Source organism: Enterococcus olivae (assembly GCF_053760925.1).
On record NZ_JBSMVT010000002.1, the window covers coordinates 93,692 to 104,966 of the forward strand.

14 protein-coding genes are annotated in these 11,275 nt (G+C 41.3%); all 14 read right to left on the bottom strand.

From position 1 onward, the window contains the following. Positions 1-242: 242 nt before the first annotated feature. The 14 genes from ACWODM_RS02620 to rplU all read right to left on the bottom strand — a co-directional run bounded on the left by ACWODM_RS02620 (position 243) and on the right by rplU (position 11,268). The gene (locus tag ACWODM_RS02620; protein ID WP_455319815.1) at positions 243-482 is read right to left on the bottom strand and encodes a GlsB/YeaQ/YmgE family stress response membrane protein; all 240 of its coding nucleotides are present in this window, start codon (positions 480-482) and stop codon (positions 243-245) included. 90 nt (positions 483-572) lie between these two features. Continuing rightward, positions 573-947, bottom strand: coding sequence for a DUF956 family protein (locus tag ACWODM_RS02625; protein WP_455319816.1), 375 nt, complete (start codon positions 945-947; stop codon positions 573-575). Positions 948-1,056: 109 nt separating this feature from the next. Next, positions 1,057-1,971, bottom strand: coding sequence for a PTS system mannose/fructose/sorbose family transporter subunit IID (locus ACWODM_RS02630; protein ID WP_455319817.1), 915 nt, complete (start codon positions 1,969-1,971; stop codon positions 1,057-1,059). A gap of 24 nt (positions 1,972-1,995) precedes the next feature. Then, the gene (locus ACWODM_RS02635; protein WP_455319818.1) at positions 1,996-2,808 is read right to left on the bottom strand and encodes a PTS mannose/fructose/sorbose transporter subunit IIC; all 813 of its coding nucleotides are present in this window, start codon (positions 2,806-2,808) and stop codon (positions 1,996-1,998) included. 28 nt (positions 2,809-2,836) lie between these two features. Next, positions 2,837-3,820: a mannose/fructose/sorbose PTS transporter subunit IIA gene (locus ACWODM_RS02640; protein WP_455319819.1), complete on the bottom strand. Its 984-nt coding sequence runs from the start codon at positions 3,818-3,820 to the stop codon at positions 2,837-2,839. A 61-nt stretch (positions 3,821-3,881) separates the two neighbouring features. After that, positions 3,882-4,361 carry a mannose/fructose/sorbose PTS transporter subunit IIB gene (locus ACWODM_RS02645; RefSeq protein ID WP_455319820.1) on the bottom strand — a complete coding sequence of 160 codons (480 nt, stop codon included), beginning with the start codon at positions 4,359-4,361 and terminating at the stop codon, positions 3,882-3,884. Between the two features lie 197 nt (positions 4,362-4,558). Beyond that, entirely contained in the window at positions 4,559-7,378 is a 2,820-nt protein-coding gene (locus ACWODM_RS02650; RefSeq protein ID WP_455319821.1) for a sigma-54-dependent transcriptional regulator, read from the bottom strand. A 133-nt stretch (positions 7,379-7,511) separates the two neighbouring features. After that, the gene (locus ACWODM_RS02655; RefSeq protein WP_455319822.1) at positions 7,512-8,069 is read right to left on the bottom strand and encodes an N-acetyltransferase family protein; all 558 of its coding nucleotides are present in this window, start codon (positions 8,067-8,069) and stop codon (positions 7,512-7,514) included. Further along, positions 8,062-8,958: a diacylglycerol/lipid kinase family protein gene (locus ACWODM_RS02660; RefSeq protein ID WP_455319823.1), complete on the bottom strand. Its 897-nt coding sequence runs from the start codon at positions 8,956-8,958 to the stop codon at positions 8,062-8,064. Before ACWODM_RS02660 ends, ACWODM_RS02655 begins: the two co-directional genes overlap by 8 nt. A gap of 23 nt (positions 8,959-8,981) precedes the next feature. After that, complete coding sequence (locus ACWODM_RS02665; protein WP_455319824.1) at positions 8,982-9,623, bottom strand: SIMPL domain-containing protein; 642 nt, start codon at positions 9,621-9,623, stop codon at positions 8,982-8,984. A gap of 217 nt (positions 9,624-9,840) precedes the next feature. Beyond that, on the bottom strand, positions 9,841-10,182 hold the full coding sequence (locus tag ACWODM_RS02670) for a hypothetical protein (RefSeq protein ID WP_455319825.1): 342 nt from the start codon (positions 10,180-10,182) through the stop codon (positions 9,841-9,843). Positions 10,183-10,285: 103 nt separating this feature from the next. Next, positions 10,286-10,579, bottom strand: coding sequence for a 50S ribosomal protein L27 (rpmA, locus tag ACWODM_RS02675; protein WP_455319826.1), 294 nt, complete (start codon positions 10,577-10,579; stop codon positions 10,286-10,288). Positions 10,580-10,591: 12 nt separating this feature from the next. Next, positions 10,592-10,936: a ribosomal-processing cysteine protease Prp gene (locus tag ACWODM_RS02680; protein ID WP_455319827.1), complete on the bottom strand. Its 345-nt coding sequence runs from the start codon at positions 10,934-10,936 to the stop codon at positions 10,592-10,594. Positions 10,937-10,959: 23 nt separating this feature from the next. After that, positions 10,960-11,268, bottom strand: coding sequence for a 50S ribosomal protein L21 (rplU, locus tag ACWODM_RS02685; RefSeq protein WP_455319828.1), 309 nt, complete (start codon positions 11,266-11,268; stop codon positions 10,960-10,962). Positions 11,269-11,275 lie beyond the last annotated feature (7 nt).

The following is an 11,275-nucleotide window of genomic DNA, read 5'->3' on the forward strand; positions in this document are numbered from 1 at the left end:
TAAAAGTTATTCATATAGAAGTATCTCTTAGTGTAACGAAGAGTAGGGCTTGCGTTGTCGCCGTGCTCAGAATTCAAAGTGAATTAGAGTCAGTTGCCGATTTTATTGGCTACTGACTCTTTGAAGCTTGAAAGTCTTGAGACTACAGGCTCAAGACGGTTCCACGGTCGACCTTAAGCAAGACCTGCTCGCAGTGAAACGTTACTATGCAAAATCGACTGTAAATAGTAACCTTACATTTTCTATTTACTTCTTCCGAAGAAGAAAGATACTACTGCTACGAAGATGATTCCACCTAGCACAGACGGTATGATCGCCATACCTGCCACGGTGGGACCCCAGCTGTTGAATAAACTTTCACCAATCGATGAACCGATAATTCCTGCAATAATATTAAAAATACAACCTCGTTTTTCACCGACGATTGCTCCAGCAATCATCCCGATCACAGCACCTACAATCAGTACCCATAACCAATGCATACGAAGCACCTCCTTGTATTTGTTACAATTAGTTTATCACAAATACAAATAGCCACAAAACAATAACCATTGAGTTAAAATAACAATAACTTACTTTTTCTTACCCAAAGAACGCACGCCGCGCTTGACTACATCCCAAAAGCTCAATGAATGAACCATGCGTTCAGGATCAACATATTCTCGGACTGCACGCAAAACGACTTTCGGTTTTTTAGAAGAGAACGTATACGTGCCATTGCGTTTTGTCTGAACTGCATATCTTGGGATCCATTTACCTTTGAACAGTACAGAAGCAATCACATAATCTACTTCCTCCCAGGGAATCTGAATATATTTTCGAGGATCTCTTGCATGATAAAATTCAAAACCTTTATCACCGACCATGACTTTTCCATAATCTGTCAGTCCTGTAAACGCAGTCCCATCCATCACTAGGTCTACTTTAGTATTTAACGATTGAACCATTGTGTTCCCCCATCTCTTGTTTTGCTTAAGTATAACTTTTTTTACTCTCTTAAGCGAGCTATGTAGAAAACCAGACTAAGAAGAGTCTTAATCTGGTTTTTTCTAATGTTTAAAAAATACCTACAAGATGTCCTAGAATACCTACAACGAATAGTCCAAGAATGATCACGATCGGAGAAACCTTTTTGTTCAATAACCACATGCACAACAAGGTTAGTAATAGACCAGCCAGACCAGGAATCAACTGATCCAGATTGTCTTGCAATGTTGTTACTTGGATATTAGATAAAGCTTTTCCTGAAGCAACCTCACCAAAGACATTTTGTAGTCCTTGACCAGTCATTTCTACTTGATCCCATTCGATATAAGCACCTGGCTGCAGTTCAACTTCAGAAACGGTTGGAGCAAAGCTGATATTTACCCACCGCTGAACGAGGGCTGCCAGTACAAACATCCCCAAGATCGAAGCACCTTTAGTGACATCCTGCAACAAACCGCCAGACAAATCGTCTGTGATCGCTGAACCTGCTTTGTAACCAAATTCCTGTGTATACCACATGAATCCCCAACGAATCAAGTTCCATGCAACGAAGAAGATGATTGGACCTAAAATATTTCCCCCCATCGCAAGTGACGCACCTAGCGCCCCAAGCATTGGACGAACGGTGAACCAGAAAACCGGATCGCCGATACCGGCCAATGGCCCCATCATTCCGACTTTTACCCCTTGGATCGCTACATCATCTACTGGTGCGCCGTTTGCACGTTCTTCTTCCAGTGCCAGAGTTACTCCAAGAATTGGAGAAGCAATGTATGGGTGTGTGTTAAAGAACTCCAAATGACGTTTCAACGCATCTGTACGTTCTTCCTTTGTATTATATAATTTTTTAAGTGCAGGAATCATCGAAAAAGCAAACCCGCCGTTTTGCATACGCTCATAGTTCCATGAACCTTGAATAAATGTTGAACGCCAAGCAACAGCTAATCGGTCTCTTTTCGTTAATTGAATTTTTTCTTCTGCCATTTTTCCTTTTCCTCCTTTGAAAGATTAATAGTCGTTCAGAATATCGCCTAGAGGATCGCCTGAGTTGCCTCCGCCTCCACCATTTGACGAACCGCCCACTTTAGACAGGTGCAAGTAGATCAAGGCAAATGCCACACCGATCGCACCTAAACCAATAAGCGTAATTTCTGAAAGAGCAGCAATAACGAATCCAAGGATAAAGAAAGGCCATACTTCTCTACTTGCCATCATGTTGATAACGAGTGCATAACCAACGGCAACGACCATTCCACCACCGATTGCCATTCCATCTGTCAACCATGCAGGCATGGATTCCAATGCGCCACGAACAACAGGTGCAGGAATAAATAGTAGCGCACCAGCTGGAATCGCGATACGTACCCCTTGCATACAAATAGCTAAAATTTGCAACACTTCGATTTTTCTAAAGTTTCCTTCTTCTGCAGCTGCGTCCATCATATGAACGATCGGTACAGCTAAGGTACGAACGATCATCGTCAAGAACAAACCAGCAACTGCCAACGGAATCGCAATTGCGATCGCAGATGGGATACCAGCAGAACCCTGTCCACCTAAAACTAAAATAATTGCTGCGGCAACTGAAGCTAACGCTGCATCGGGCGCAACTGCTGCTCCGATATTTGCCCAACCTAATGCGATCATTTGTAGAGAACCACCTAACATGATTCCCGCTGTTAAATTACCTGTTACCAAGCCAATCAATGTACATGCCACTAATGGTTGATGGAATTGAAATTCATCCAAGATCCCTTCCATACCAGCTAGAAAAGCAACAAGGACAACTAGTATCATTTGGATAATATTTAAATCTGACATGATAAACCTCCTAGTTCAATGTATTTTCTTATTTTAATTCATTTTTCGCTCTATTTAGAAGTTCATCTAAATTCGCTTTTGAATCATTTGGTACTTTACGTACATCAAATGTAACGCCTAATGTTTTCAATTTTTCAAACGCTGCAACATCTTCTGTTCCCATTGACAACACTTTGTTTACTACAACTTTTCCTGTCGAGTGAGCCATTGAACCAACGTTGACTTCTTCGATCTCAACGCCGCCTTCTACTGCTGTCGCAACATCTTCTGGGTTTTCAAATAAAAGCAATGCCTTAGTTGCGCCAAAACGAGGATCTTTTGCCACTTCAATCATTTTGCTGATCGGCACCACGTCGGCTTTGACACCTGGAGGAGCTGCCTGCTGGATCAATCGCTTACGCAAATCGTCTTTAGCTACGGCATCTGATACAACAATGATTCGTGTCGGTTGTGTTGCTTTCGTCCAAGCTGTCGCTACTTGACCATGCAACAAACGAGAATCGATACGTGCAAGTACATATTTGATCTTGCCATCACCAACAACTGTACCTGGAGGAAGTGCCCCTTGTGGTACTTCTGCTTCTTGCGCTGCAGGAGCTGCAACTTCTGGCTCAAGTTCTTCAGGTTTTACCTTCACACCATCTTTTGCAGTACCCAAAATCGCCGCTGCGATCTCATGTGCTGTATTCATTGAAAAACGAGATGCGTATGATTCGATCACCATTGGTAAATTCATACCAGAAACAATGGCCCATTTGTCTTTGTGGTCTTCCAGAAGACTGTTCGCCTGATTGAATGGCGTTCCGCCCCAAAGATCAACCAAGAAAAGTACTTCTTCCTGATCATCAAATGAATTGATCGCTTCTTGCATTTTTGCTTTGATATCGTCTGGTCCTTCACTAGGCTCTAATACACAAGCCGCAACATTTTGTTGTTCTCCGAAAATCATTGCTCCTGACTGTAAGATCCCTTTAGCGAAATCGCCATGACTTGCTAGGATAATTCCTACCATCTTCTTACCTCCTATTTTCTAAAATTCTTTGTTCTTGTTGATTCCATTGAATCAACCTGTATCATTTTTCCAACAGATCCATTAGATAGACTTTGCGGTCAGTCGGTACTTTACGGATCTCAAGCTCGATCTCCTGACTGGCTAAAAATCGAAAAGAAGCTGCATCCTGATCATCGATCGACACAAAATTAGTGATCATTCTTTTCCCGTTCGTAAAACGCATACCGCCGATATTCAATGAATGTAATTTTACTCCTCCGTTGACTAGTGATTCCACTTCTTGAGGATTTGTAAATAATAGCATAGCTTTTTGACTGATAAACAATGGATCATTGTAGACTTCCAACATCTTTTTTACAGTCACGATATTTGCTGTGATACCCGGGGGTGCCGCTTCCTGTAGCAAGAATTTTCGTAATGAATCCTCCGCTACTTCATCGCTTACAACAATGATACGATTGATTCCGGTCTGTTTTGCCCATGTTGTGGCTACCTGTCCATGAATCAAACGGTCATCGATGCGAGCCAATCGAATCTCCATCCTTCTTCTCGCCTCCTGCCTATTCCAATTTAACTGTTGTTCAAAAATCCACCTCCCCTTAACACTTTAATAAAAGCAAGAAGCGTGCCAACTCAAAATAATACACTAGTTGATTTAATCTTTTTTAACAACTAAAAAAAGATACACTAAAACAATACAGAATAAAAAGTGTATCATTTTAGTGTATCTTTTCTGTTTTAATTTGTTTTCTGTCTCTGAATCATCGTTAACAGATAATACTCTTCAATAAGTGGAATCATTAAGTTTAGTGTGCGACCCAAGGACAAGACATGGACATGAAGTTGTTCGTACTCTTCAGACTCAAGAGCTGTCTTCTCTTCTTTTTCTGTTCCTGTTAATGGCTGATTCAATAAAACTCGTTCCAACATTCCTGCTACATGTAGCAGGAAATTGATTCGAAAACCTTTTTCATCACTGGGAATTCCCCAGGTATTCATAATATCTGATGTAAACTGCCACAAAGGATCGATCATTTTTTTCGGATTCAGAAAAGTAAAACTTTTTTCAAGGAACTTCACACAAACTTCTTTCGTTTCCTCAAGGTCCAAAGCAACACTACCGGTTTGAAGTAAGTAATCCCCAAACAACAAACGATCAACCAACTCATCTGTATTTTGCATGACAAAATCTTCCAGAGAAATAAAGGGTACAGGCAATCCTGGATCCAAGACTCCAGTTGTTGCGATCAACTGATATTTCTTTTGGATTTCCGGAACCGCTTCTTGGATCTCCAAAACCGAAAGTGTTAGGATCTCAACATCTGTGATCTGCTTTTTAACGAGGACATTTTGGATCGTCTTTTTAATCTGTTCTGCGGTTCCTTCACCGGAAGCACAGATCGCTAATATCCCTCTTGGCAGATGGGACTCCTTGACTGGATGAGACAGTTCTTCAAAACGACTATAACCTCTAAAGTTCTCTAGAGATTCATACAGTTCCTCCAAACTCGTCCCCAATACAGACGCCTTACGAACAGCTTCCAAGACGATTGGTGTCGTCACCATGTCGATGGTTCGAACGAAAATACCCGTTTCCCGCTGAATCTCGACATTGAAGGTAGCCAATGAACCCATATCCACTAGTAGGAGCACACCACTACCATCATTTACCGAAAGAACTGCCTGCTTCATTTTTTCCAAAGCGACTCTAGGTGGCATGTCCAGTGGCATATCTACCGCTGCGATCTGCCCGACACCTAGTAGTTGTTTTACTACATCGACCATACTAGTTGCGGTACTATTACCATGAGCTGCCACGACCACACCAATTTTCCCTTCAGCTGTACTGTTCTTGAGAGAGACTAGCAAGACAGCTAAATAGTATTCTTCGCTTGCTGGAATCGTCACATTGAACCATTCACCGATGAATTGACGGATCTCCTGTGCCACCTTGAATTCCTCTGGATAGTCTGCCACCATTTCACGGATATTGTCATTAGTATGTCGTGTTTCCCCCAGTTGGATCTTCTTTAAAAATGAACTGATATGCAAACTCATCGCATAGACAAAGTTTTGCTGAAATTCATAATTCAAGCGACTGCGAACCATGGTATAGACTCGATTGGTCAGTTCAATAACCTTTTGGTCGACGAATTCACTCAATTTGTTGTCCGCATGAAACGAGAAGCCGTGATCTTTGTAAAAAGATTTCAAATGAACATTGATATCTGTCGAAATAAAATGATTGATTGCTTCCTGATCGACTCCATCGGCTTTTAACAACGCTGCTTTGTCACCGATGATGTCATATAAATTATAGGGTAATTCATACGAATCCGACTGAATATTCAAAATATCTTCATTCGGTTGAATAATCAGCTTAGACTCCAAGTTTTGAGACAATTCCATGACCGTCTCCCGATTGTTCGCCAGCATGATCAAACCTGATCGAATCCCCTCTGGCACATCATCCAGCGTGATATCAATTTGTGCCTGATGCATATGATTCAAGAAACCGCGAGCACATACTAGCTGTACATTGGATTTCAACTGTCCTATATTACCAAAGCTCACACTGCCGACCAACGCTTTCACAACATCTTCTGTCAAAGAAATCGTTCGCTGAATGCGACTTGCCTCATGAGAGACCATGACCTTGACTAGATCCAGCTTTTCACTGGCAGGACGTTTCTCAAAGGATGGCAAGTGAATGTTGATCGGAATCCGGCGAACGAAGGTATCCAACAAGGCTGAACTGGGATCCTCCGTTGTCGCGCCAATGATTCGAACGTCTGCATAATGGTTTTTTCCAGTTTCACCCAACCGACTATAAGAACCATGATCCATAAAATAAAAGATCATTTCCTGTCCTTCAGGAGGCAAACGATGAATCTCATCTAAAAAGAGCATGCTTCCATCCGCTTGATCGATCACACCCAGTTTTTCATTCTCTGCTCCTGTAAAGGCACCTTTTGTATAACCAAACAGATGACTCATCAAAAGCTCAGGGTTGTTTGCATAATCTGCACAGTTAAAGACAATCATTTCCTTGTCTTCAGCGATTACTTGATTTTCTTGGGCGAACTGAAACATGGCATGCGCAAAAAATGTTTTCCCCGAGCCTGTCGGACCCGTGATCAAACAATTCAATCCTTTAGGTGGATACAAGATTGCTGCTTTGGCCTGCTCACCGGCATTTTTCATACTGCCACTCATGCCGATAATCCTTGAAAAGATATCGTTCGATTTGCCAAAAGAAGAGACCCGTTGTGGTTCTCTCTTTTTTCTCGGCTGACGGATTTCTTTGTAGCTTGCTACATATTTTTTTTGACTATCTCTAGTATCTGAGGGCAGCATATAACCTACAGGACGACCATCCAGTTTGATCAATCGACCTTCTCGAACAAGCTGATTAAGATCTTTACTGACATTGCTTCGTTGAATCTGCAACGCTTCAGCGATTTCCACCGTCGTTACCGACACGTCCTGATCCAATGCAGAGGACTTATTTTCCTTATCAACGAGATATTGATAAATCCTTTCCATTCGTTTACTCAAATACCCCACCTCTTCATCCAACTCTTTCTTTATATTATAAACGCTATCACCTAGAATTACCAACTCGTTTTAATTCCGACAATTTTCCAAAAAAACGATCGAAGCACCGATAGCACTCCGATCGTTTCAAACGTTAAGCATACAGATCGATTTCTGAAAAGGGGATCATGGGGCTTGGCTTGCCACCTTCTTCAAGAATCGTTTTTTGCATCCACAGAACATCACACCACTGATCAAATTTGAAACCTACTTGAGGAAAAACGCCGACTTCTCGATAGCCTAGCTTTTGATGAAAACCAACACTTTTCGCATTTCCGGCTGTGATACAGGCAATCAACTGATAGATGTTTTGCGCTTTGAGAACTTCTTCCAATGCCGTGTACAAACGAGTCCCTACACCTTTTACTGGACAATTTTCTTTGACATATACCGTCGTTTCCACTGACCAGTCATAGGCTGCTCTCGTCTTATAAGCTCCTGCATAAGCATAGCCCAGAATCTCCCCCTCCGCTGATTCTGCAATCAAATAAGGATAGCGTGGAAGTGTTTGCTCGATTCTTTGAGCAAATTCTTCCGTCGAAGGGACTTCATATTCAAAAGTGATCGTCGTTTTATTGACGTAAGGAGCATAAATTTGCAACAATGCTTCGGCATCTTCTCTTTTCGCTTTGCGAATGAACAAGTTATTCATCTCCTTCACCTGCATACACATTTAAATGAGCAGGCAAGATTTGAAGTGAGATCGGAAGTTCAGGTCCTTCGTCACCATCGATATTCGTTCCTAGGGTTCCATCCTTCAATGCGATCTTTCCTTCAGAAAATGTCAGATATCCAATATTTTGTGTGCTTTTTTCTACTCCCTTGACTAAATCAGGCAAGGATTGAACCGTCTCTAAAAGAGATTCATCTTTCAAATAAATCAGATGTAATTTGCCATCATCTACTTCTGCCTCAGACAAAAATTGTTCAAATCCACCAATGGAACTTGTTAAACCAACAATGATCGTGCTGCTAGTCACTTTTTTTGTTTCACCATCGACGATAAGTTCAAAATCATAGGATTCAGTAGCGATCACATTTTTGATCCCTGAGATAAAATAAGCCAGCTTGCCGAATTTCGTTTTGTCTTCTACCTCGACATCATTGATCGACTCTGGGATCGTACCAATCGCAACGACATTCTGAAAATATTGCTCATTGATTTTTCCAATATCTAGCTTAGTTTTACGTGTTAGATCCAGCTGTGCGATTGCTTCTTCCGGATCCATCGGGAGCTTCAAAGAACGTGCCAAATCATTGACTGTTCCTAAGGGAAAGAAACCAAAGTTTGGACGAAAGTCTTCTTCAGCCAATCCGCTGATTGCTTCATTGACCGTGCCGTCACCGCCCATTGCAAAAACACTGTCCCATTGTTCCTGAGCTGCCTCTTTAGCAAATGCTGTTGCATCGCCCTCTTTTTCTGTATGCTTAACAACAACCTCCTGGAACAAAGTCTCCAGTTTTTGAGTTGCCTGCGCTTCATAATTTTCAGCTTCTTCTCCGCCCGCGCTTGGATTTACGATCAGTAATGCTTTCGTCATAGAATTTCGCTCCCATCTTCGTTTTATTTTAATTGCCACACAAAGGTAGCGGTCATTTTTTCTTCGATCTCTATCGGTGAGATACTTGGAACGGATTGTTGAAAAGATCTTGCTTCCATCTGAAAATCAACAGGCGAAACTCCTGTGATCTCTGAGGGTTGATTTTTGATCTGAATCAATTCTCCTAAAGAAAGACCCGCAGCTCCTGCCAGACATTCTGCTTGAAAAAGAGCATCGGCAGCGACACTTTGAATCAGCTGTTGCTGTAGTGCTCTTGTATCCTCCACCGCAAACTGAATGGTCAACTCTGGCGTAAGTGTCGATGCAGACAATGCTTGTATGACAGCAGAAAGCCGACTCTGTTCAAATGGAAACCGAATCTCCAGCGTCTGATTGACTTCATAACCTATAATTTCTGTCTCATAGAGATCATTTTTTAGAACGCTTTTTTCTTTGGTATGGATGAAAAAAGCACGAGTTTTTATCGTTTCTTTCAAAAATCCAAGTTCTTCAAAAAGAAGACTGATTCTCTCCGCTTTTTCACTAGATTTTTCAACACTTTTTCTATAGTCTTCGTCTAGCGTGACTAGTCTTAAAAGTAAAATCAATTGATCAGGTAATGAACTGACCTTGCCTGTCCCCTGAATCGTTATTGTTCGCTCCATTGACTCACCTCCTGCTGCTATTTATTTTACACGAAGAAAAAGGGAATTGTCTTGTAACATCTATTTTTTAAATTAGAGGTTCATCGATTCTTTTTAATCGTGAATCTTTCGAGAGTTCGTACAGTTCGATTTCATTTTCTAACAAATAACTATATATTCGATAATACTCTTGCGCAAGAGTTAATCCTTGGTTATTGACCACTTCTGTCTTACTTAATCAAATGATTTTCCGCTTGTTTTTTCCTAATAATTTTAAATGTAGGACATCCTCATTAATCGCTTTGCGCGTACCACTGCTTAACGTGATATTCGTCCCCCAAGAACGATACTTGCATTCAATAAAGACATGATTATCTTCGCTAACTAAATCAAAGGAATGCATTTTAGCTGGATTGCCTATCGCCTGTTTGTATTCCATCAAAACCTCTTGACTCAGAATTTCTTCAAAATCTATTTTTACGTTCTCTTGAAACGCTCTACCTATTTTACTACTTCGCTGATTCCTTTTGCTTTGTTCCAAATATTTCAACTCATAGGGATTCACCGCTGATCGATCCATCCAAATTCCTCCTGTTTTTTCCCATCTTACCACGAAAAAGTCATATATTCAGCACAAAAAAAGCTCTATTCCTTATCAGTTAAGGAATAGAGCTTTGGTCCAATTATGCTTCAACAGCTACTGGATAAACAGATACTTGTTTTTTGTCACGGCCTTTACGTTCGAAACGTACCACGCCGTCAACTTTAGCGAATAAAGTGTCGTCTCCACCGATACCTACGTTCACACCTGGGTAAATTTTAGTACCGCGTTGGCGATAAAGGATAGAACCACCTGTAACAGCTTGACCGTCCGCACGTTTAGCGCCTAAACGTTTAGATTCAGAGTCACGTCCGTTAGATGTAGAACCTCCACCTTTTTTATGCGCGAATAATTGTAAATTCATTTTCATCAACATGAGATGCACCTCCTATGATTTCGTTAATGTTTCAATTTGGATATGATCGCTATTTCCTTCTTGAACAGCTTGAAGTCCCAGCAACAAATTTTCTAATAAAATTTGAATAATATTCGTTTGCTCTTGCGTAAGCTCAGCTGGCACTGCTACATATAAGTAGCCTGCTTCTTCGTCTACCTCATCAATGATCGGTTCCACACCGGCTAAGGCATCGATGCCATTGACTGTACTGATAGCGAGCACTGAAACTGCTGCACAAACGATATCACTGCCGAATTCTCCAGCATACGCATGTCCGGTGATTTCGTATGAAACGATATGTCCTGACGCATTGCGTGTAAATGTTCCTTTAATCATAGCTCATCACTCTTTTGTAAGAATTATGCGTTGATTGCTTCAATAACAACTTTAGTGTAAGGCTGACGATGCCCTTGTTTGCGGTGAGTGTGTTTTTTAGGTTTGTATTTGTAAGTCACGACTTTCTTTTGTTTGCCATGCTTTTCAACAGTTCCTTCAACAGTTGCACCTGCTACAGTTGGAGCACCAACTTTTGTTGATTCGCCACCTACTAAGATTACTTCGTCAAAAGTTACTTTTTGTCCAGCTTCAACGTCTAATTTTTCAATGTAGACTGCTTGACCAACCTCAACTTTTACTTGTTTACCACCAGTTTTGATAATTGCGTACATGCTATAC

Bases quoted from the DNA above. Each gene is read 5' to 3' on its own strand.
- rplU (WP_455319828.1), bottom strand. From the start codon at position 11,268: ATGTACGCAATTATCAAAACTGGTGGTAAACAAGTAAAAGTTGAGGTT.
- ACWODM_RS02640 (WP_455319819.1), bottom strand. From the start codon at position 3,820: ATGGTAGGAATTATCCTAGCAAGTCATGGCGATTTCGCTAAAGGGATC.
- ACWODM_RS02645 (WP_455319820.1), bottom strand. From the start codon at position 4,361: ATGGAGATTCGATTGGCTCGCATCGATGACCGTTTGATTCATGGACAG.
- ACWODM_RS02625 (WP_455319816.1), bottom strand. From the start codon at position 947: ATGGTTCAATCGTTAAATACTAAAGTAGACCTAGTGATGGATGGGACT.
- ACWODM_RS02620 (WP_455319815.1), bottom strand. From the start codon at position 482: ATGCATTGGTTATGGGTACTGATTGTAGGTGCTGTGATCGGGATGATT.
- ACWODM_RS02680 (WP_455319827.1), bottom strand. From the start codon at position 10,936: ATGATTAAAGGAACATTTACACGCAATGCGTCAGGACATATCGTTTCA.
- rpmA (WP_455319826.1), bottom strand. From the start codon at position 10,579: ATGTTGATGAAAATGAATTTACAATTATTCGCGCATAAAAAAGGTGGA.
- ACWODM_RS02635 (WP_455319818.1), bottom strand. From the start codon at position 2,808: ATGTCAGATTTAAATATTATCCAAATGATACTAGTTGTCCTTGTTGCT.
- ACWODM_RS02670 (WP_455319825.1), bottom strand. From the start codon at position 10,182: ATGGATCGATCAGCGGTGAATCCCTATGAGTTGAAATATTTGGAACAA.
- ACWODM_RS02630 (WP_455319817.1), bottom strand. From the start codon at position 1,971: ATGGCAGAAGAAAAAATTCAATTAACGAAAAGAGACCGATTAGCTGTT.
- ACWODM_RS02660 (WP_455319823.1), bottom strand. From the start codon at position 8,958: ATGACGAAAGCATTACTGATCGTAAATCCAAGCGCGGGCGGAGAAGAA.
- ACWODM_RS02655 (WP_455319822.1), bottom strand. From the start codon at position 8,069: ATGAATAACTTGTTCATTCGCAAAGCGAAAAGAGAAGATGCCGAAGCA.
- ACWODM_RS02665 (WP_455319824.1), bottom strand. From the start codon at position 9,623: ATGGAGCGAACAATAACGATTCAGGGGACAGGCAAGGTCAGTTCATTA.